Here is a 20,558-nt window from a genome sequence, read left to right on the forward strand (position 1 = left end):
ACACTATCACTCTGATTTCTATTTATAATCTTTTCATATCACTCTGGTTTGCCCAAGAGTCATTATTTTAACACTCCTCTCTCACAAACTGAATTGCTAAATTCAGCGCATTATTGGAAACAATTTTAATGAATTCTTCTCGATCTAAATAGGGATAAAAATATTTTTTATTCAATGTTGAATGACCATTTGTAACAGAAATCCAAACCGTTCCAACTTCTTTTCCATCTTCGCCTTTGTTTGGACCAGCGACACCAGTTGTAGAAATACTAATATCCGTTTTTAATTGATTTCGAACACCTTTTGCCATTTGTTCAGCAATCTGTTCCGAAACTACTGTAAATTCATCAATATCAGATTGATTCACATTTAGCAAATTTACTTTTACAGAAGTGTTGTACGAAACAATTGTTCCAAAATAATAAGTAGAACTTCCCGAAACAGACGTGATCAAACTTGCTATATTTCCTCCAGTACAACTTTCGGCAGTCGAAATTGTCAATCCTTTTTCTTTTAAAATATCACCCAAAATTTGCTGCGCATTTCCTGAATTTTCAGAAACTAGAAATTCTCCTGCAATTAATTTGAATTGATTGATTTGATGCTGAATTTCATTTTGTAAAAATTCTTTATCTGTTCCAAACGCTGAAAATCGTAAATCAATAGAAGTTCGATTCGGTAAATACGCCAAATGAATAAATTCGGGCAAATTATTTTCCCATTCTTCTAACAAAATTGCTAAATCACTTTCTGGAATTCCACTCACCAAAATATCACGATGAACAATAGTTTCTGATTGAAATTGGTTTTGTAATCTCGGAATAATTTCATCACGCATTAAACCTTTCATTTCAAAAGGAACACCTGGCAAATTGATGATAATTTTATCATTAATTGTAGTCCAAAGACATGGCGCTGTTCCATATTTGTTCTGAATAGATATAGACTTTTCTGGAACAAATGCTTGATCTTGATTCAAACTATTTAACTCTTTTGCGTAACCTCTTGTTTGAAATAATTGAACAATATTTTCTAAAACTTTAGGCTCCTTAACTAGTTCACAATCTAAAAATTGACACAAAGCAGTCTTTGTTTTATCATCTTTTGTTGGTCCTAAACCTCCTGTTACAATTACAATATCTGATTTTGATATGCCACGTTGAAATCCTTCAATTATATGTTGCAATTCATCTTTTACAGAAATAATTTCTTCCACTTCAATCCCAATCGTATTCAATTGTTTGGCGATAAATGCAGAATTTGTATCCACAATTTGTCCGATAAGAATTTCATCACCAATTGTGAGTAATGTCGCTTTAATTTTCATACATAAAAAAACTTGCTTAAAGTTAAGCAAGTTTGATTTCATTATTTATATGATTTTATTTTCTATCTACACCTTGATTATGTAATTCGCGCTGTTTTTGATTATCCTCTTCAATCATTCTCATAAATTCTGAATAGGATACCTTTTGTAACTTATTATTTATTGTAAAAATTGGTGCTTTTTTTAATTCTTTTTTCTTTGTCGCATTCCATGAAATCAATACTTCTACATCATCTTTCGTGTATTTATAATGCAATTCTAAAATCAAACCTTTTGTACCATAATATTTATCTGGCGAATATGACTAAGGAATTGAAGGCGCATACCAAGCAATAACATCAACATCTTTGTATTTCCCGATTGCTTCTTTGGTTTCGATTCCAAGAATAGTTTTACTTTTTCCAGTATCAGTAAAATTTACATAATTCAGCGAATCATAAATGATCATTTTCTTTACAAACAAATCTGTTTCATTGTAAAAAACTTTCTCTTTGTAATCAAAAATTGGTTTTTCTCCTATATCTGGACTAATTCCCATTGAGCCTCCTTGTGCTTGTTGAGAATTATCTATTTTTTGAATATTTACTGATTGACTTTGAGTTTTATTATAGGAAAATTGATAATTAATCGAAGGAATATTTTTAGACATTTCTAAAACTTCGTCTCTTTGTTTTTGATCTGGATAATATTGCTTCATCTCTTCTAAAGCTTTATCCGTAAAATGAATTTGAGGTTTTACTTCAAAATCTATTTCATAAAATTGTGCTTGTACAAAACTTGAAATGAGAATGATTAGTATTAATAGTTTTTTCATGTTAATTATTTTTTATCAACTCCTTCGCTATTGTTTCTCAATTCATTCATTTTTTTATTAGCTTCATCATAAATTGCATCAGTTTGATTTGCTTTTACCTCAATTCCTTTTTTAGGCACACTTATTTTAGGCGATTTTTTAGATTCTTTTTTAGCAATTGCTAACCAAGAATTGATCATTTCCGAATTATCAAAATTTAATTTATAGTGTAACTCTAAAATAAAACCTTTTGAAGTCGTATAAATATCAGGTGTATATAAATATGGAATATCTTTTGTGTACCAAACAATTATATCTATATCGTTTAATTTCCCTGTAGCTTCATAAGCTTTAAAACCAATAATATCCTTTGTTTTTCCTGTATCAGTAATATTAATCGGTATTAAATTATCTTTAACTAAATAATTTTTACCATAAACGTCTATTTCGTATGAGAATTGATTCAATTTATAATCATTTACAACAATCCCTCCCATATTCATTGGTACTTTAGAAATCATAGATTCATTATCTTGATTATTATTTATACGACGAATATATTCCGATTTACTTAACGATTCATTGTAAATAAACTTAAATGTTTCCTTTGGTGGATTTTGATTCATCTCAATCATTTTCTTGATTTCCAGCTTATCACCGCCAACTGCTTCTTCAAACCATTTTAATCCTTCTTCATTGTAATGCGTTTGAACTTGTGTTTCGTAAGTAATTTCATAAAACTGCGCTTGCGCAAAACTTGAAATAATAATGATGATAATTAGTGTTAATAGTTTTTTCATAGTAGTTTAATTAAGATTTAAATATAACAAAAAAGAGACACAATAACTTGTGTCTCTTTAAAATATGATAATAAATCTATTTATAAAATATGTTTCTCTGCGTGATAAGAAGAACGAACCAATGGGCCAGATTCTACGTGACGGAATCCTAATCCACGTGCGAAATCTTCGTATTTCTTGAATTGTTCTGGCGTAATAAATTCTTTCAAAGGCAAATGCTTTTTCGTTGGCTGTAAATATTGACCAATTGTAATGACATCTACATTTGCATCAGCAACTTCCTGAATTGTTTCGAAAACTTCGTCTTCAAATTCACCCAACCCAAGCATAATCCCTGTCTTTGTACGACGTTGACCTGCTTCTTTTGCATAACGTAAAACTTCTAACGAACGATCATATTTTGCTTGAATACGAACTTCGCGCGTTAAACGACGAACCGTTTCCATATTATGAGAAAGCACTTCTGGAGCAGCTTCTACTATACGATCGATGTGTTTTTCGACTCCTTGAAAATCTGGAATCAATGTTTCCATCGTTGTTCCTGGGCTAATTCTACGAACAGCATGTATTGTTTCTGCCCAAATAATAGAACCCATATCTTTTAAATCATCACGGTCAACAGAAGTTAAAACCGCATGTTTTATTTGCATTAATTTGATAGAACGTGCTACTTTTTCTGGTTCTGCCCAATCCACTTGCTCTGGACGACCAGTTTTTACACCACAAAAACCGCATGAACGCGTACACACATTTCCCAAAATCATAAATGTTGCAGTTCCTTCACCCCAACATTCGCCCATATTAGGACAACTTCCACTTTGGCAAATGGTGTTCAATTTATACTTATCTACTAAACCTCTTAATTCGCGATGTTTTTTCCCTGTAGGCAATTTTACACGCAACCATTCAGGTTTTTTTACTCTTCCATCTGGTAATAGCTCAACACTCATACATTACTTTTCTGATTGGCTAATTTACAAAGTTTTTTCGAAAGCTATTACATCCTAAATAAATGAAATAAAAATATAGTTTTTAACATTTTTTGGAATATTATTTGGATTTTAATCAGTTAAAATCAATAACAAATGAAAAACTCAATTATCCTTACACTTATTTTTAGCTCAATAATTTATAGTTGCGAAACAAAGACAGATAAAGATCTTATAAAAACTGAAGAAGCAACAACTGAACATAAAGATTCAACTATTCAAAAAGAACCAATAAACTCGTCAGACACACATATTATTGATACGCATAACGCGAAAACTTCTATTGATTGGGTAGGAACTTATGAAGGAATTTTACCATGTGCTGATTGTCCTGGAATTAAAACAACTGTAACTTTAAATAAAGATGAAACTATAAAAGTAGTTTCTGAATATATGAAAGGTAACCAAAAATTAATAGATGAAGGTCGTTTCCAATGGACTGCTGATAATAATGCTTTGTATTTAGATACAAAAGATAAAAATCGACATTTTTATAGAGTAGGTGAAAATAAACTAATTATCCTATCTCAAGAAGGTGAAGATATCAAAGGTCCATTAGCAGATAAATACATTTTATTAAAAAAGTAAGATTATTAAATCAATATGAAAGACAGTAATTAAGCTGTCTTTCATATTAAAATAAGTTTAATTGTTGCGATTCTAATTCCAACAAAAATTGTTTACGTTTCTTTCCGCCTGCATATCCAGTTAACGAACCATCTGAGCCAATTACGCGATGACAAGGTACTACAATTGCAATTTTATTCTTTCCATTCGCATTTGCAACTGCTCGTATCGCTAATAAATCTCCAACAGCTATCGATTGTTCTTTGTACGATCTTGTTTCTCCAAACGGAATTTTAATTAATTCGTTCCAAACTTTTTTCTGGAAATCTGTTCCAATCAAATCAAGTGGAATGGTAAATTCTTTTAAATTTCCTTTAAAATAATCGTTCAATTCATTTTCTAAACGATTCAAAATATCATCATCTTTTTCCAAAATTTCACCCAAGTTTTCTATTTCTTTGAGTTGTTTTTCGGTCGATTTTCCATCAAAAAACTCTAACATACAAAGTCCTTTTTCCGACTTTATTGCAAGCATTTCTCCAAGAGGTGTTTGTATTTTTTTTGAGTGAAACATTTTATAAAATTTTAGTTGAAAGTTAGAAAAATATAGTCGTAATTTGGTATCAAATTTGTTGTTAAAAATATCATAAAATTAATTTATGAAAAAATCTATATTCGCGAGTATTTTCGCATCCTTCATTATATTCTCTTGCCAATCAAAAGGTGTTCAACAAGAACAAAAAAACAATAGTATTGATAATGCTATTCCTGCTATTGTAGCTATGGCAGAACATAATTCTAAAAACTCTTTGAATTGGGTAGGAAAATATGAAGGAATTTTACCTTGTGCCGATTGCGAAGGAATAAAATATATTGTTGAATTGAAAAAAGATGGTAACTTTTTTATTGAGCAAGAATATTTAGGAAAAGAAACAGTTTATCAAGACGAAGGATTTTATAAATGGGATGCTTCTGGAAATGTTTTACATTTAAATTCTAATGTAAGTCCATTAGTGTTGAAAGTTGAAGAAAATAGATTGAAAGTTTTGGATCAACAAGGAAAAGAAATTACAGGAAATTTGAAAGATAAATACATCTTGAAAAAGACTAAATAATAAAAAATAAAAGGCAATCTCGATTACGGATTGCCTTCTATTTTTGAAATTATTTTAGTTCAATAAATGATCTTTTGTTAATTTTTCAAAAACTTTAATTACACCAATTACTTGAATTTCTTCTTGTAAATATTCTTCAAAAGTAAAATAGTTGTAAGCTTCAATTTCATTTGTTGGTTTTATTTCTTCGTTCAAATCGTACAGAAAACAATCTTGTTCCATCAAAAGGTTCTGTTCTCCATATGCTTCAGCTGTAATATGACAATAAAAATTGAGCTCTTCTCTTACCAAATCCAAACTCAATTCTTCTTTTATTTCTCTTACCAAAGCTGTGTCAGAATTTTCACCTTTATCAATTTTTCCACCTGGTAAATACCACGCTTTTTTATTTTTGCTAAATGTCAAAAGCAGTTTATTATTTTTAATAACTAATAAACCCGCTGTTGGTAATTGAATCATCTTTTATTTTTCTAAACTTTTTTGCCATTCCCAGGCAGTACGCATACTTTCTGATAATTTTGTTTCAGGTTTCCAACCCAATTCTTTTTCTGCTAAAGAGTTATTTGCATAAGCTTCGATAATATCTCCTGCGCGACGCTCTTTGATTTCGTATTTCAATTTCAAATCATTGGCATCCTCAAATGCGTGAACAACTTCTAAAACCGTAGATCCTTTTCCAGTTCCAAGATTAAAGAATTCTAGCTTTGCTTTATTTTTATTTTCGATCAAACGAGTTACGGCTTTTACGTGTGCATCAGCCAAATCATTTACATCGATATAATCACGAATTGCCGTTCCATCACGCGTTGGATAATCATCTCCCCAAACTGATAATGCTTCTCTGATTCCAGCCGCAGTTTGTGTAACATAAGGAATTAGATTATTTGGAATTCCTTTTGGTAATTCTCCAATTTTAGCTGTTGGGTGTGCACCTACGGGATTGAAATAACGTAAACAAATCACATTTTTATCAAATGCTGCTGAGAAATCTTCTAAAATTTCTTCCCCCATTTGTTTCGTTTTTCCATAAGGAGATTCAGGTTTTTTTAGTGGAGTTTGCTCATCAATAGGCATTTTATCCGCTTGTCCGTAAACTGTACAAGACGAACTAAAAATAATATTATCTGTATCAAAATCTTTCATCGCATCCAAAAGATTAATCAAACCTAAAATATTATTACGGTAATACATCAACGGTTTTTCAACAGATTCTCCAACTGCTTTATGCGCTGCGAAGTTGATAATTCCGTCTATTTTATTTATTTTGAAAAATTCGTTTACTTTTTCTTGATCTTTTAAGTCAATCTCGAAATAAGTTGGTTTTGTTCCAGTAATAGAAGTAATTTTGTCCAACACGCCAATTTCTGTGTTCGACAAGTCGTCTATAATCACAACTTCATAACCTGCATTTTGTAAAGCTACAACTGTGTGCGAACCAATGTAACCCAAACCTCCAGTTACTAATATTTTACTCATTTTTAATATTTAGTTTTTATAGTGAAATCAAATTTAGGAAAATAAAAAAGCTTCTGAAACTAATCAGAAGCTTTTTCGTATTATTTTTAGGATAAATTATTTTCCAAAAAATTCGCGAACAGCAGAAGTGATGTAAGCCAATTGCTCCTCATCTAACTCTGTGTGCATTGGTAAAGACATTACTTCTTCTACCAATTTGTTTGTATTTGGGAAATCTGCATCATTATAATGCCCGTTATCATACGCTTTTTGTTTGCGTAATGGAACAGGATAATAAATCATCGCAGGAATTTCTTTCTCAGTTAAAAACGCTTGTAATTCATTACGTTTTCCATTTGTTACACGTAACGTATATTGATGGAATACGTGAGTTGTATCTGCTCCTTTTACTGGCGTTAATAATGCATCAATATCTTTAAAAGCTTCTGTATAATAAGCCGCAGCTTTGTTACGAGCAGCGTTATAATCATTTAAGAAAGGTAATTTACGACGTAAAACTGCTGCTTGAACAGAATCTAAACGAGAGTTAACACCAACTTCATCGTGGTAGTAACGTTTGTACATTCCGTGATTTACAATTCCACGTAAACGATGTGCAATATCATCATCATTTGTAAAAATTGCTCCACCATCACCATAACAACCTAAGTTTTTTGAAGGGAAGAAAGATGTACAACCAATATGACCAATTGTTCCAGCTTTTCGACCTTTGTAATCCGCTCCAATAGCTTGCGCAGTATCTTCTACAACATATAAATTATGTTCTTTTGCAATTGCCATAATCTCGTCCATATTCGCACATTGACCAAATAAATGAACTGGAATAATTGCTTTAGTTTTTGGCGTAATTGCCGCTTTCAATTTTTCTGTATCAATTGTAAAAGTATCATAATCAACGTCAACTAAAATTGAATTTAATTTCAATAAATCAACAACCTCTACTGTTGCAGCAAATGTAAAATCTGCCGTAATTACTTCATCACCTGGTTCTAAACCTAAAGCCATCAAAGCAATTTGCAACGCATCAGTTCCGTTTCCACAAGGAATTACGTGTTTTACATTTAAGTAATTTTGCAATTCAGTTTCGAATTGTTTTACTTCTGGTCCATTAATAAAAGCAGCCGAATCCAAAACATTCAAAATTGCTGCATCAACGTCTCCTTTTATTTTTTGATATTGACTTTGTAAGTCAACCATTTGTATTTTTTTCATAACTTAATGAATCTTTCAAAATCTACAACTTTAAAAAGTCGTTATTATTACAACAAATGTACAAAAAAAGCTCATTCTAAATTTTTAACTTTGCAACATTGTGCAAGGATTTTATAACACATCAATTAAGGCGTACGGAATGGCGCTAAAATTGGCTTCGAATTTTAACGAAAAAGCAAAACTTTGGGTAGATGGAAGAAAAAATTGGGAAGAAAAAATAGCTTCTAAAATTTCAGAAACCGATAAAGTTTTGTGGGTACATTGTTCATCTTTAGGCGAATTTGAACAAGGTAGACCAGTGATCGAAGCATTGAAAGAAAACTATCCAACACATAAAATTGCTGTTTCATTTTTCTCTCCTTCTGGTTATGAAATTAGAAAGAATTATCAAGGCGCAGACGTTATTTTTTATTTGCCTTTGGACACAAAATCAAATGCAGAAAAGTTAATAAAAGTGCTTCATCCAGAAATTTTGATTTTGGTGAAATACGAATATTGGTTTAATTTGATTATCGAATTACATCAGCAAAACATTCCTACAATAGTGGTTTCGTCAATCTTTAGAGAGAGTCAAAATTTTTTCAAAAAAGACGGAAATAATTGGTTTGCGAAAAAATTAAGTTTGATAAATCATTTCTTTGTTCAAAATCAAAAATCAAAAGATTTACTGGATTCAATCAATATCACACAAAATACAATTGCAGGCGATACGCGATTTGATCGTGTCAAACAGATCATTCATCAAGATAATGAATTGGATTTTATGAATGATTTTAAACAAAATTCGAAATTAATTGTTGTTGGAAGTTCTTGGCCAAAAGATGAAGAATTATTTGTGAATTTAATCAACCAAAAATTAAATAATGATTGGAAAATTGTTTTTGCACCACATAATTTGAATGATGCTGAAATCAATTCTTTTCAGAATAAAATCAACCAAAAAGCAGTTAAATTTTCTGATTTAGAAAAAACATCCAAGCAAGAGTTAATCGATTCGAAAATATTTATTCTAAATACAATTGGTATTTTATCAAAAGTCTATTCTTATGCAGATATTACCTATATTGGCGGAGGTTTTGGTGCAGGAATTCATAACACGTTAGAAGCTGTAACATTTGGAAATCCTGTCGTTTTTGGTCCTAAATACAAGAAATTTCAGGAAGCTGTGGATTTGATAGAAGTTGGCGGAGGATTTTCTATTGCTAATCGACATGAATTTGATACAATTATGAATCGTTTGATGAATGATGAAAATTTCCGAAAAGAAAGTGGAAAAAAAGCTGGAGATTTTGTTCAAAATTCACCAAATGCGACTAAAATTATTTTAGAATATTTAGATGATATTTGTAAATCTTAAAATTTTATCAATTTTTAACAAAAAAGGCACAGAAATTGTGAATCAAAAAAGTATTATTGATTTTTTTAAGTGTAAATCAATCTTCAGTATGAATAAAACTTTACTTTTGAATTAAATATTATAACTCAGACTTAAGTAATAAAAAAAATGAAAAAACTAATCTTAGGAATAGCACTTTTTGGTGGATTAAGTGCAGCAAACGCGCAAATTGATTTAGGAGTAAAAGGAGGTCTTAACTTTCCAACTTTATCTGGTGATTCTAGAAAAATTTACTCTGATAGTCAAGGAAATGGTTTAGGGACTAAATTAAGAACAGACTTTTATGTTGGTGGTTATGCAAACTACAAAATAACGGATCAAATTAGTTTTCAACCAGAACTTCTGTATTCTAAACAAGGAGCTGGATTAAAAACAAATGACAATTCAAAAGCTAAATTTGTAACACATAATATTAATATTCCTTTAATGGGACGTTATGAAATTATGGATGGTTTAAATGTTGAGTTTGGTCCGCAATTAGGATTTTTAGTTTCTGCTAAAATGAAAACTGAAGAAGGAAAAACAGATACTAAAATAAAAGCTACAGACAATTTCAAAACATTTGATTTTGGTTTAAACTTCGGAGCTGCATACAAAATTACTGATGAATTAGAAATTAATGCTCGTTTTACAAAAGGATTATCAAACATTAATGATTATTATCCAACAGGAATTGATAATAACTTTAAATTGACAAATACTTACTTTAGCGTTGGTGTAGCATATAAATTAGCTGAAATGTAATTTATTTCGAATTTAAATATAGGAAGGAGCTTTTTTGCTCCTTTTTTTGTGCTTTATCGTTAAATAATTCTAAAAAAACTTTGTCATGTTAAATTAAATTCTATATTTGTAGTAGTGAAAATACAGTTGTAGATATGAAAGTTAAATTATCAAGAAGAGAAGAGGAAGTGATGGAAGTTATCTGGAGCGGAAAACAAGTTTTTGCGAAAGATATTATCGATTCTTATGACGATCCAAAACCTGCGAATACTACAATTTCTACCTTATTAAAGAGGATGCACGACAAAGGTTATATTGATTACGAGCAAATGGGAAACTCGCGTCGATATTATGCTTTGGTAAAAAAAGATGATTATTTTTCGAAAGAAGTAAAAGGAATGATTTCCAACTTTTTTAATAATTCGGCAACACAATTTGCTTCATTTTTTGCTAAATCGAACAATATGTCGGTCGAAGAATTAGAAAAATTACGTGACATAATTGACAATGAAATAGACCGTAAAAAGAAATAGCCTATGGTTGCGTTTTTTATAAAATTTATTCTTTGTTCCGGATTTTTATATTCCTTTTATAAACTTTTTTTGGAACGTGAAAGCATGTATAAAATCAATCAATTTTATCTGTTGTTTTCGTTGATATTTTCGTTAATCGCGCCTTTGTACAAAATTGATTTGCCTATCACAGCGACAGAAACAAATATTTCGCCCGAATTATTGGCTTTTCTAATGCAAAATCCTGAATTGTTGCAACAAGAAAAAGGAATCAATTTTGGTGATATTTTGAATGTTATTTACATTTTTGTTGGTGTAATATTTCTTGTAAGATTTATCTACAATTTGTACGAATTGATGTTCAAAATTAAAACTGAGGAAAAAATCAAAGATCAAGAAATTACATATATTCTTGATTTAGATTCGAATCAGCCGTATAGTTTTTGGAAATATATTTTTATTCCGAAAAAGCAACTAAAAAGCTTACATCAAAATTTAATTGATCACGAAAAAGCGCATTGTATTCAGAAACATAGTTTGGACATTTTGTTGATTGAAATTTTTCAAATTCTTTTTTGGTTCAATCCGTTTATTTATTTCTATAAAAAATCAATCAAACTAAATCACGAGTTTTTGGCAGATGAATATGTATTGAAAAGAAACTCAGATTTAAAAACTTACCAACATCAAATTTTGGATTGTATTGCAACGCAAAATCCATCTATGATGGCAAGTAATTTCAATTTTATTCTAACTAAAAAACGCCTACTTATGATGACAAAAAATACATCAAAACGAAAAGTAAAAATTCTGTCTTTTGCTTCGTTGCCTTTTATATTGAGTGCTTTTGTACTTTTTAGCCAAAAATCGTTCGCGCAAGAAGTTGAGAAAAAAGCTCAAAAAGTGGAACAAGCGTTGGAAAAACCTGTTCAATCGCAAGCCGAAATTCTACTTGATCAAGCAACTACTTTAAGAGATTCGCTTCTCAAAACAGATCAAGCTAAAAAAACAACTCCAATAGAAAAAGTGATTACGAAAGATGAGTTAAAAAAGATTCTAAAAAGTAATCCACAAAACAAAATTATCTTGAATGATGCTGGAGATATCATTCTGAATGATTCTATCAAAATAAAAGATATTGTTTTGAAAAAAAATATGGTTCCTACAGTTTTATATGGAACGGACGGAAAAGTTTTGCAAAAAATTGATCCAAAAGAAATAGAAAAAGTTTTTGTAAGAAAAAGCGGAGATGAAAATTTCATTGAAATTATTAAAAAAGATTCAAGTATCATCAAAATTTTCAAATCAGAAAAAGACATTCCGAATATTGATAAAAAAGTGACAACAGCTAAAATGCCGACGGTAAAAAATAATATTACGTTGAAAAATGGTTACTCTATTTATACAGATAAAAATGGTGTTGAGCACAAAATTATTAGTTCTGAAATTGATAAGGTTTATATTACAAATAATAAAAATGGTGAATTTGATTTATCCAAATCTCCTAAAACAATTACAAGTTTAAAAGTTGATAATAGAAATAGTGATGATATGAATATTACGATTCTTCCAAAGAATGGATATTCAGTAGAATATAAATTTACGGAATCTAATGAATCATTATCTAAACAATTAGATAAAAAGCTAACAGAGTTGAAACTTGATGAGCAAAATACTAAAAAGCAAATAAAAGAAATCGAAATACTACAAAAAGAAGAGCGTAAAAAGAATAAAAGTTAGTACCTTTTTTACATTATTGTTATATCTTTACTCAAACTTTAAAATTTTACTTATATGAAAAAATGTTTATTTTTTATTCCATTATTAGCTTTCGCTATTAATACAAATGCTCAAACTAAATTTGGAGCTAAAGCAGGTCTTAATGTATCAAATTTATCTGGAGATAACCAAAATGCTGATGCAAAAGTAGGTTTTCATATTGGAGGTTATGCTAATATTAAATTTGCTGAGAAATTTGCGTTTCAACCTGAATTGTTATATTCTACACAAGGAGCTAAAGAATCTGGAGAAATTTATGTTAATGAACAAATTGGTAACGTAAATGCTGACGTAAAGTATAAATTAGATTATATTAATGTTCCCTTAATGTTTAAATTTTATCCTACACAAGGTTTTAATATTGAAGCTGGTCCGCAAGTAGGCTTTTTAGTAAGTTCTAAATTAAATGTAAAAACTACTGCGCTAGGACAAAAAATTGATGAAGATGTAGATATGAAAGATTACTTAAAATCTATAGATTTCGGATTAAACATTGGATTAGGATATGAGTTTTCAAATGGTCTTAATGCAGGAGCTCGTTACAATTTTGGGCTTTCAAATATCTCTGATGAAAACGGAGGAGATATCAAAAATTCTGTATTTTCTGTTGGTTTAGGATATTCATTCTAATCATTCTTTTATAACATATTTATAAAAATAAGGAAACTCGTTCGGGTTTCCTTTTTTAGTACGTCATGTTTTGGCATTCTGATTTTCTATTTTTGAGAAGATTGTTTAACTTTCCTAAAAATTCAGAATTTGTTACAAGCAGGCGATTTCAAAATTTACAATGCTTCCGCTGGAGCAGGTAAAACTTACACATTGGTAAAGGAATTTCTTTCGTTGTTATTAACCAATGAAAGCGATTATCATTTCGAGCATATTTTAGCCATTACGTTTACCAATAAAGCGGCTGGCGAAATGAAGGAACGTATTATCGAAACTTTAGAAGAAATCGCCAAAAATCCTAATCCAAAAGAAGATCAATATATTCTAGAATTAGCTTCGGAGCTGAATTTGAAGCCTGAAATCATTAAGACAAAAGCATACAATATTCTGATTGCAATTCTTCATAATTATTCTAAATTTTCGATTTCTACGATTGATAAATTTAATCTTCGATTGATGAAATCTTTTGCGCAAGATTTGGGTTTATCAATGAATTTTGATGTCGAAATGAATACAAATGAAATCATTAATGAATCCGTTGATTTGTTGTATTCAAAAATTGGTGAAGACGAAAAACTAACGCAAACAATGATCAAAATTGCGTTGGATAATATGGACGAAAATAAATCGTGGGATATTCGAAAAACGCTTTCTTCAGACACTTCAGACATTTCTAATGATCGTCATTTACAAGATTTAGAAAAGTTAAAAAACATTTCGTTAGACGAATTTATTCGTTATCGAAAAGTTATTTTTGATGATATAAAAACTTTGAAAGATGGCTTGATTACAATCGGAAATGAGTTTTTCGAATTGCTTGCAAACAAAGGAATTTCGGTAAATGAATTACCAGGAAAAAGTCGAGGAATTGCTGCTTTTTTCCAGAAATTAAAAAACTTTGATGGTTTTGGTTTGATTTTACCAACCGATGCGAATACAAAAGATATTTTGGAAGAAGGATATCTCTCGAAAGTGAAAGATGCAATTGCTGAATCTATTTTTCCTCAAGTGAAAGATTTGTTCGAAAAAGCTGCAAATATCAACGATCACTTACTTTTATTAACTTCGATTCAGAAAAATATATCTTCGATCTCACTGATTAATGAGGTTGAAAAATCATTGGATTCGATCAAAAAAGATTCAAATGTTTTGTTGATTAATGAATTCAATACCATTATCAGTAAAAATCTGCAACAACAACCTGCCAATTTTATTTATGAGAGAATCGGTTCCCGTTACAATCATTATTTTATTGATGAATTTCAAGATACATCAACGTTACAATGGAATAATCTGAATCCGTTGGTCGAAAATGCACGCGCGCAATCTGATACGATTATGTTGGTTGGTGATGCAAAACAGTCCATTTATCGTTGGCGAGGTGGAAATCCTGCACAAATGATTGATTTAATTGATCGAAAAGAGGAAGAAAATATTAAAGTTGAAGAATTAGAAAAAAACTGGCGAAGTCACGAAAATATTATTCAATTTAACAATGAATTGTATTCGTTTATCGCGCCACAACTCAATTTGCCGAGTTTTCAATATTTGTACGAAATCGGAAATAAACAATTGACCAATCATCAAAAAGATGGGTTTGTCAAAATAAACTTCATTGAGCAAGAAGGTCGTTCGAAAGATTTATTTAAAGAACAAAATTTAGAATTGGTTTTAAAAACGATAGAAGATTGTCGAGCAAATGGTTTTTCTTTAAATGATATTGCAATTTTGGTTCGTAGTAATGCGCAAGGGATTTTGTTAGCGAAATATTTGACCGAAAATAACTTGGTTGTAATTTCAAATGAAGCTTTGTTGTTAAAAAATTCTTTCGAAATTCAATTGATTGAATATTTGTTCAAAATCACATCAAATCCTCAAGACGAGCAATCGAAAATTCGTTTTTTGATGGTGGCTTATGAATTAGAATTATTCAAAACGAATGATTTAACAATCACAGTTGAAAAAGCATTAAAAGGTGATTTGCCTAAGTTTTTAAAATTAACCAAATCAGTTGGAATTGATTTAGATTTTATTCAAGATCAAAACCTTTCATTATACGATTTCACCGAAAAAGCGATTCGAACTTTACATTTACAAGAGCGTTCACCAGCTTATATTTTGAGCTTTTTGGATGTTATTTTAGAATATTCATCAAAAAACGAATCTGATCTTAATTCATTTCTTGAGTTTTGGTCAACGATCAAAGATAAAGCGAGTATCAAAACACCAAAAGGTGTCGATGCAATCCAGATTATGACGATTCATAAATCAAAAGGATTGGAATTTCCAGTTGTAATTTTACCATTTTTGGATTGGCAAAGTAAGAATTCTAAAATTTGGATTCCATTACAAAAAGATGAAGAAAATCCCTTCGAAACATTTTATGTTGGAATTAATAATGAATTAAAATCAATCAAAAATGAAGCGATAAAATCGAAGATTGACGAAGAAGAGAATTTGGTTCAATTGGATGAAATTAATACGCTTTATGTTGCAACAACGCGCGCAAAAGAGCAATTGTATATGATAGCGCTAAAACCAAAAGAATCTTCGAAATCAAAAAATATTGCAAACTACTTGCACGAATTTGTTTTCAGTAAAGGTTTTTCTGAGGATGAAGTTATTTTGAAAGGTTCTCCAGAACGAATTTCAACCCCTAAAATCATAGAAAACTCTTCAGCTGAGTTAAAAATTTATTCTTCGGATTGGAATACGCGTTTAGTGATTAACACCAATTCAGAAAAAGCGCAAGAAAAGTTAAAATTCACCGAATTTGGAAATACAGTTCATAACATTTTATCGCAAATTGTTACACAAAATGATTTACCAAAAATCATCGAAAGTGAAAAACAGCGTGGTACAATTTCAGTCGAAAATGTAGAACATCTGCAAAAAACCTTGCAAAATTTATTACAAGATGCTAAATTAGTTCCATATTTTGCTGAAGGTTTAACGGTTTTGAATGAACGCGATTTTATTGATGAAAATGGACAAATTTTCAGAGCAGATCGTGTAGTAATTGATGCAGAAAATAATTGTTCGATTATCGATTATAAAACTGGTCAACCCGATTTAGATCATCATTTTCAAGTGAATAGATATACAGATTTTTTTAGAAATTTAGGTTATAATATTCAGACCAAAATCTTGATTTATATTGATGATGAACAGCAAAAAATAAATGTTGTAGAGGTATTTTGATGAATGAAAATGTAAAATTAAAATTAGCGAGTTTACCCGAAACGCCTGGTGTTTATCAGTATTATAACAAAAAAGGAGATTTGTTATACATTGGCAAAGCGAAAAACTTGAAACGTCGCGTGAATTCGTATTTCAATAAACAACACGATTCAAAACGTTTGCGTGTTTTGGTGAGTAATATTGATAACATCGAAACAATCAACGTAAATTCTGAATATGACGCGTTGTTGTTGGAAAATAATTTGATTAAAGAGCATCAACCACGATATAATATCCTGTTAAGAGATGACAAAACCTATCCTTGGATTTGCATCAAAAATGAACGATTTCCACGAATTTTTTCGACTCGCAATGTAATCAAAGATGGTTCGGAATATTTTGGACCATATTCTAACGGAAAAGCGATGAAAGTTTTGTTAGGTTTGATCAAAGAATTGTATCAACTAAGAACATGTTCGTATGATTTGAGCGAGAAAAATATTGAAAATCACAAATTTAAAGTTTGTTTGGAATATCATATTGGTAATTGTCTTGGACCTTGTGAAGCTTATCAAACCGAAGAAGAATACAACGAGCAAATTTCGGCAATTCGTAATATTATCAAAGGAGAATTTAATGAAGCAAAACAATATTTGGTCAATCAAATGACGAAATATGCATCGGATTTGAAGTTTGAAAAAGCGCAAATGATTAAAGAAAAAATTGAAGCGTTGCAGAATTATCAATCTCGTTCTACAATTGTTTCGCCTACGATTACCAATGTTGATGTTTTTTCGATTACGTCGGACGAAGAATATGCCTATGTCAATTTCATGAAAATTTATCACGGTGCAATTATACAGTCGCATACAGAAGAATGGAAAAAGAAATTGGATGAAACAGACGAAGATTTATTGGAACGTGCAATTATTGATTTTTCAGATCGATTTAATTTAACTTCGAAAGAAATTTATGTCCCGTTCGAATTGAGTTTAGAAATTCCGTTCAGAAAAATTACAGTTCCAAAAATTGGCGATAAAAAACATATTGTCGATTTATCGTTAAAAAACACACGGATTTATCGTTTAGAACAGCTCAAACAAACTAAAATCGTCGATCCTGATCGTCATACAAATCGAATCATGAATCAGATGAAAGTTGATTTGCGTTTGCCTGTAGAACCTCGACATATCGAAGGTTTTGATAACTCTAACATTCAAGGAACGAATCCAGTTTCGGCTTGTGTAGTGTTCAAAAATGGAAAACCAAGTAAGAAAGATTATCGCATTTTCAATGTCAAAACGGTTGAAGGACCTAATGATTTTGCAACAATGGAAGAAGTGATTGAAAGACGATATTCAAGAGTTTTGGCTGAAGGAGAATCTTTGCCTCAATTAATTTTGATTGATGGTGGAAAAGGGCAATTAAGTTCTGCTCTAAAATCGATTGATCGTTTAGGGTTACGTGGAAAAGTTTCCGTGATTGGAATTGCGAAACGTTTGGAAGAAATTTATTATCCAGACGATCCTTATCCGTTATATTTGGACAAAAATTCTGAAACCTTAAAAGTGCTTCAACATGTGCGAGATGAATCGCATCGATTTGGAATTACGCGTCACCGAAATCGTCGAAGTAAAAACGCTTATAATTCGGTTTTGGAAGAAATAGAAGGTGTCGGTCCGCAAACAATTAAAGAATTATTAACAAAATTTAAATCGGTCGAACGAATAAAAAATGCATCTTTGTTAGAATTAACCGATTGTATAGGAAAATCTAAAGCAAAAAAAATAAAAGATTATTTTTCGAATGATGAAAAATCTACTAATTGACAGAGATTTAACGTCTCTTTTGAACAATCCAAAGTTACAAGCTACTTTGGCAATTGTTCCTATCACTTTATTTATACTTGGCTTGTTAAGTTATTTTGGAATTTTTTATTCGATGTTTAGCACGCTCGATGCGCAGCTAGGACATTTAGGAAGTTCTAAATCACTATTGAGTGCCTTATTAGGAAATCTTATCATTTTTATCTTTTTGGTATTGATGAGTTTTTTCACTGGTGTGATTTCTTTTGTTTACTTTATTGTGCATGCTTTAAAGAATCCAAATTTGATAAAAAGTGATGATCGTTTGGTCTGGATTACGATTATTATTTTTGGAAATGGAATAGGAATTTTTGTCTATTGGCTAACTCAAATCAAGCGAAAAAAGCCTCGTCCAATTATTGATTTATACACAGACGATATCTAAAAATATAAACTGTTTTACTAAATTGTAAAGCAGTTTTTTTATGAATTATTTCAAAAATTTGTACCTTTTAACTACAAATCAAAACAACATGAAAATAGTAGAATTATTAGCAAAAGAATTGCAAAACGAGTATCAAATTACCAAAGAATTTATTGCAAGATTTCCTGAGGATAAAACGACATACAAACCTCATGAAAAAAGTATGGATATTACAACTTTAACAAATCATGTGGTTGAAATATTTGCTTGGCCAGCTTTGATCTTAACAACTGATAAATTAGATTTTGCAGCAGGGGATTACAAACCGACAAAATTTACCTCTATTGAAGATTTACAACAAAAATTGGATGATGATTATGAATTAGGAAAAGCGGCGTTAGAGAATGTGAACGAAGATCATTTATCAAAAAGATGGCAAGTTACAGAAGGAGAAACTGTTTTTGCAGATTTTACAAAATATGAAGCAATTCGTCATGCTTTAAATCAAATTACACATCACCGCGCTCAATTGGGAGTTTTTTATCGCTTACTTGGAATAGATTTACCTTCGAGTTATGGACCAAGTGCTGATTCTCAAAAGTTTTAAAAAATAAAAAAGACCTCTAATAGAGGTCTTAAAATCATAATTAGTGTTAATTGTATTACTGATCAGTAATATTATTATCTCAAAAATATAACATATATCACCCGTTGTGCATTTTAAATAATTTGAGTTTTTAGATTATTAATATTTCGATTAAAGTATGTTTTATTAATGTACTGAACCAAAGTAAGTGCAGTAGTTTTAGCTAAAATTCTGGTTTTAAACCCTTCGAAAGTCTTTGCATAATTTCGTCTAATCATAAACTGATCACATAGTTGAGAAAATAACGTTTCAATTCTTTTTCGGTACTTTTTGAATGGATAAAACTGAGGTTTATACTCTTTTTGATTGGATCTTTTCGGTGTTTCTAATCGAATATTAGCTTCATTAAATAAGTCAATTTGAATTGTTTGTGACAAATATCCTTTGTCTCCAAGTAGCAAACAATCATACATTTGAGTTTTAACATCTTTCAAAAAATGAATGTCATGAACAGATGCGGGACTGATATCAATACTCTGGAAAACACCATTTAAAGAACAAATAGCATGAAGTTTATAGCCATAAAAAGACATTTGCTGAGAAGCACAAAAACCTCTATTTGGTGCACTATACTGATGTTCTTTGCAAATTTTCGAGCGATTAATTCTTGCTATTTTACACACTTCCAACGGCATACTATCAACGATGAAACAATTTTCAAATTCATTAAATTCTTTCGCTAATTTGAGGCGAATACTATTAATTTGCTCTGATAATCTACGTTTTCTACGATTGTAAATACTACGCTCAATTTTACAACTTAGCGTTTTAGGAAGATTTCGAAATAAATGATTTTCACTATCAATACCCATAAATTCAGCTGTTAAGACAAGACTGATGAGTTCTAAATCAAAAAGTTTAGGTCTTCTACGTTGATAAATTAAAAGTGTATCTGTTGATATTTTTCGAAGAACTTCCAATATTCTTTCGTAATTTGCAATAAAGTTGTTCATTGTAAATGTTTTGTGGTTAAAACAATTTACTGATTTTCAATCAAATGAACAACTTTATTCTTTATTAATCAAAATGCACAACGGGTCATATATCATATTTAAGCAAATCTAAGTTATGTTTTTTTTAAGAAATATTAACAATTTTATAATATTCGTAGTTAATAATCTATTTTATTAATTTTATCTAAAAAA

The 20,558-nt window shown here is 30.2% G+C and carries 21 protein-coding genes; 11 read left to right on the forward strand and 10 right to left on the reverse strand.

Going from position 1 to position 20,558, the window contains the following annotated elements; all coding sequences use genetic code 11:
* Nucleotides 1-67: 67 nt before the first annotated feature.
* The 5 genes from G0Q09_RS00835 to lipA form a co-directional block, all read right to left on the reverse strand.
* A complete protein-coding gene (locus tag G0Q09_RS00835) occupies nt 68-1,327 on the reverse strand; it encodes a CinA family nicotinamide mononucleotide deamidase-related protein (RefSeq protein WP_219033663.1) in 1,260 nt (419 codons plus the stop codon).
* A 55-nt stretch (nt 1,328-1,382) separates the two neighbouring features.
* Nucleotides 1,383-1,583, reverse strand: coding sequence for a hypothetical protein (locus tag G0Q09_RS00840; RefSeq protein WP_219033664.1), 201 nt, complete (start codon nt 1,581-1,583; stop codon nt 1,383-1,385).
* Between the two features lie 48 nt (nt 1,584-1,631).
* Nucleotides 1,632-2,141 carry a GLPGLI family protein gene (locus tag G0Q09_RS00845; protein ID WP_219033665.1) on the reverse strand — a complete coding sequence of 170 codons (510 nt, stop codon included), beginning with the start codon at nt 2,139-2,141 and terminating at the stop codon, nt 1,632-1,634.
* Nucleotides 2,142-2,146: 5 nt separating this feature from the next.
* Entirely contained in the window at nt 2,147-2,920 is a 774-nt protein-coding gene (locus G0Q09_RS00850) for a GLPGLI family protein (RefSeq protein WP_115001555.1), read from the reverse strand.
* 80 nt (nt 2,921-3,000) lie between these two features.
* Nucleotides 3,001-3,870 carry a lipoyl synthase gene (lipA, locus tag G0Q09_RS00855; protein WP_038331870.1) on the reverse strand — a complete coding sequence of 290 codons (870 nt, stop codon included), beginning with the start codon at nt 3,868-3,870 and terminating at the stop codon, nt 3,001-3,003.
* Nucleotides 3,871-4,005: 135 nt separating this feature from the next.
* Between lipA and G0Q09_RS00860 the strand changes: the two genes are divergently transcribed.
* Complete coding sequence (locus tag G0Q09_RS00860) at nt 4,006-4,497, forward strand: copper resistance protein NlpE (protein WP_219033666.1); 492 nt, start codon at nt 4,006-4,008, stop codon at nt 4,495-4,497.
* 46 nt (nt 4,498-4,543) lie between these two features.
* Here the strand turns inward: G0Q09_RS00860 and G0Q09_RS00865 are convergent, their stop codons facing one another.
* Complete coding sequence (locus tag G0Q09_RS00865) at nt 4,544-5,050, reverse strand: methylated-DNA--[protein]-cysteine S-methyltransferase (protein WP_219033667.1); 507 nt, start codon at nt 5,048-5,050, stop codon at nt 4,544-4,546.
* 85 nt (nt 5,051-5,135) lie between these two features.
* Here G0Q09_RS00865 and G0Q09_RS00870 point away from each other — a divergent pair, with 85 nt between their 5' ends.
* Nucleotides 5,136-5,591: a copper resistance protein NlpE gene (locus G0Q09_RS00870; RefSeq protein WP_219033668.1), complete on the forward strand. Its 456-nt coding sequence runs from the start codon at nt 5,136-5,138 to the stop codon at nt 5,589-5,591.
* A gap of 54 nt (nt 5,592-5,645) precedes the next feature.
* Here the strand turns inward: G0Q09_RS00870 and G0Q09_RS00875 are convergent, their stop codons facing one another.
* The 3 genes from G0Q09_RS00875 to G0Q09_RS00885 all read right to left on the reverse strand — a co-directional run bounded on the left by G0Q09_RS00875 (nt 5,646) and on the right by G0Q09_RS00885 (nt 8,279).
* Nucleotides 5,646-6,050: an NUDIX hydrolase gene (locus G0Q09_RS00875; protein WP_219033669.1), complete on the reverse strand. Its 405-nt coding sequence runs from the start codon at nt 6,048-6,050 to the stop codon at nt 5,646-5,648.
* Between the two features lie 3 nt (nt 6,051-6,053).
* A complete protein-coding gene (gene galE / locus G0Q09_RS00880) occupies nt 6,054-7,067 on the reverse strand; it encodes a UDP-glucose 4-epimerase GalE (protein ID WP_219033670.1) in 1,014 nt (337 codons plus the stop codon).
* Nucleotides 7,068-7,163: 96 nt separating this feature from the next.
* The gene (locus tag G0Q09_RS00885) at nt 7,164-8,279 is read right to left on the reverse strand and encodes a DegT/DnrJ/EryC1/StrS family aminotransferase (protein ID WP_219033671.1); all 1,116 of its coding nucleotides are present in this window, start codon (nt 8,277-8,279) and stop codon (nt 7,164-7,166) included.
* A 100-nt stretch (nt 8,280-8,379) separates the two neighbouring features.
* On the opposite strand from G0Q09_RS00885, the gene G0Q09_RS00890 reads away from it, so the two are divergent.
* The 9 genes from G0Q09_RS00890 to G0Q09_RS00930 all read left to right on the forward strand — a co-directional run bounded on the left by G0Q09_RS00890 (nt 8,380) and on the right by G0Q09_RS00930 (nt 19,374).
* Nucleotides 8,380-9,636, forward strand: a complete 1,257-nt coding sequence (locus G0Q09_RS00890) for a 3-deoxy-D-manno-octulosonic acid transferase (protein ID WP_219033672.1) — start codon at nt 8,380-8,382, stop codon at nt 9,634-9,636.
* 147 nt (nt 9,637-9,783) lie between these two features.
* Complete coding sequence (locus tag G0Q09_RS00895; RefSeq protein WP_052217537.1) at nt 9,784-10,419, forward strand: porin family protein; 636 nt, start codon at nt 9,784-9,786, stop codon at nt 10,417-10,419.
* 134 nt (nt 10,420-10,553) lie between these two features.
* Entirely contained in the window at nt 10,554-10,931 is a 378-nt protein-coding gene (locus G0Q09_RS00900; RefSeq protein WP_038331851.1) for a BlaI/MecI/CopY family transcriptional regulator, read from the forward strand.
* Nucleotides 10,932-11,015: 84 nt separating this feature from the next.
* Nucleotides 11,016-12,650 carry a M56 family metallopeptidase gene (locus tag G0Q09_RS00905; RefSeq protein WP_219033673.1) on the forward strand — a complete coding sequence of 545 codons (1,635 nt, stop codon included), beginning with the start codon at nt 11,016-11,018 and terminating at the stop codon, nt 12,648-12,650.
* Nucleotides 12,651-12,704: 54 nt separating this feature from the next.
* Complete coding sequence (locus tag G0Q09_RS00910; protein ID WP_219033674.1) at nt 12,705-13,319, forward strand: porin family protein; 615 nt, start codon at nt 12,705-12,707, stop codon at nt 13,317-13,319.
* A 129-nt stretch (nt 13,320-13,448) separates the two neighbouring features.
* Nucleotides 13,449-16,559 (forward strand): UvrD-helicase domain-containing protein, encoded by a 3,111-nt coding sequence (locus G0Q09_RS00915; protein WP_219033675.1) that lies wholly within the window; start codon nt 13,449-13,451, stop codon nt 16,557-16,559.
* Nucleotides 16,559-18,367, forward strand: a complete 1,809-nt coding sequence (uvrC, locus tag G0Q09_RS00920; protein ID WP_219033676.1) for an excinuclease ABC subunit UvrC — start codon at nt 16,559-16,561, stop codon at nt 18,365-18,367. The genes G0Q09_RS00915 and uvrC overlap by 1 nt, the downstream gene beginning before the upstream one ends.
* Nucleotides 18,348-18,788: a hypothetical protein gene (locus tag G0Q09_RS00925; RefSeq protein ID WP_257467985.1), complete on the forward strand. Its 441-nt coding sequence runs from the start codon at nt 18,348-18,350 to the stop codon at nt 18,786-18,788. Before uvrC ends, G0Q09_RS00925 begins: the two co-directional genes overlap by 20 nt.
* A gap of 88 nt (nt 18,789-18,876) precedes the next feature.
* A complete protein-coding gene (locus G0Q09_RS00930) occupies nt 18,877-19,374 on the forward strand; it encodes a DinB family protein (RefSeq protein WP_125348619.1) in 498 nt (165 codons plus the stop codon).
* Between the two features lie 113 nt (nt 19,375-19,487).
* Here G0Q09_RS00930 and G0Q09_RS00935 read toward each other — a convergent pair whose 3' ends face one another.
* The gene (locus tag G0Q09_RS00935) at nt 19,488-20,366 is read right to left on the reverse strand and encodes an IS982 family transposase (RefSeq protein WP_219033677.1); all 879 of its coding nucleotides are present in this window, start codon (nt 20,364-20,366) and stop codon (nt 19,488-19,490) included.
* Nucleotides 20,367-20,558 lie beyond the last annotated feature (192 nt).

Origin of the sequence: Empedobacter falsenii (assembly GCF_019308355.1) — a bacterium.
Classification (GTDB): domain Bacteria; phylum Bacteroidota; class Bacteroidia; order Flavobacteriales; family Weeksellaceae; genus Empedobacter; species Empedobacter falsenii_B.

Excerpts from the sequence above, each read along its gene's own strand:
- G0Q09_RS00900 (WP_038331851.1), top strand. The coding sequence starts at position 10,554 with ATGAAAGTTAAATTATCAAGAAGAGAAGAGGAAGTGATGGAAGTTATC.
- G0Q09_RS00865 (WP_219033667.1), bottom strand. The coding sequence starts at position 5,050 with ATGTTTCACTCAAAAAAAATACAAACACCTCTTGGAGAAATGCTTGCA.
- G0Q09_RS00875 (WP_219033669.1), bottom strand. The coding sequence starts at position 6,050 with ATGATTCAATTACCAACAGCGGGTTTATTAGTTATTAAAAATAATAAA.
- G0Q09_RS00850 (WP_115001555.1), bottom strand. The coding sequence starts at position 2,920 with ATGAAAAAACTATTAACACTAATTATCATCATTATTATTTCAAGTTTT.
- G0Q09_RS00935 (WP_219033677.1), bottom strand. The coding sequence starts at position 20,366 with ATGAACAACTTTATTGCAAATTACGAAAGAATATTGGAAGTTCTTCGA.
- G0Q09_RS00845 (WP_219033665.1), bottom strand. The coding sequence starts at position 2,141 with ATGAAAAAACTATTAATACTAATCATTCTCATTTCAAGTTTTGTACAA.
- G0Q09_RS00835 (WP_219033663.1), bottom strand. The coding sequence starts at position 1,327 with ATGAAAATTAAAGCGACATTACTCACAATTGGTGATGAAATTCTTATC.
- G0Q09_RS00930 (WP_125348619.1), top strand. The coding sequence starts at position 18,877 with ATGAAAATAGTAGAATTATTAGCAAAAGAATTGCAAAACGAGTATCAA.
- G0Q09_RS00925 (WP_257467985.1), top strand. The coding sequence starts at position 18,348 with ATGAAAAATCTACTAATTGACAGAGATTTAACGTCTCTTTTGAACAAT.
- uvrC (WP_219033676.1), top strand. The coding sequence starts at position 16,559 with ATGAATGAAAATGTAAAATTAAAATTAGCGAGTTTACCCGAAACGCCT.
- G0Q09_RS00905 (WP_219033673.1), top strand. The coding sequence starts at position 11,016 with ATGTATAAAATCAATCAATTTTATCTGTTGTTTTCGTTGATATTTTCG.
- G0Q09_RS00870 (WP_219033668.1), top strand. The coding sequence starts at position 5,136 with ATGAAAAAATCTATATTCGCGAGTATTTTCGCATCCTTCATTATATTC.
- galE (WP_219033670.1), bottom strand. The coding sequence starts at position 7,067 with ATGAGTAAAATATTAGTAACTGGAGGTTTGGGTTACATTGGTTCGCAC.
- G0Q09_RS00885 (WP_219033671.1), bottom strand. The coding sequence starts at position 8,279 with ATGAAAAAAATACAAATGGTTGACTTACAAAGTCAATATCAAAAAATA.
- lipA (WP_038331870.1), bottom strand. The coding sequence starts at position 3,870 with ATGAGTGTTGAGCTATTACCAGATGGAAGAGTAAAAAAACCTGAATGG.
- G0Q09_RS00910 (WP_219033674.1), top strand. The coding sequence starts at position 12,705 with ATGAAAAAATGTTTATTTTTTATTCCATTATTAGCTTTCGCTATTAAT.
- G0Q09_RS00860 (WP_219033666.1), top strand. The coding sequence starts at position 4,006 with ATGAAAAACTCAATTATCCTTACACTTATTTTTAGCTCAATAATTTAT.
- G0Q09_RS00895 (WP_052217537.1), top strand. The coding sequence starts at position 9,784 with ATGAAAAAACTAATCTTAGGAATAGCACTTTTTGGTGGATTAAGTGCA.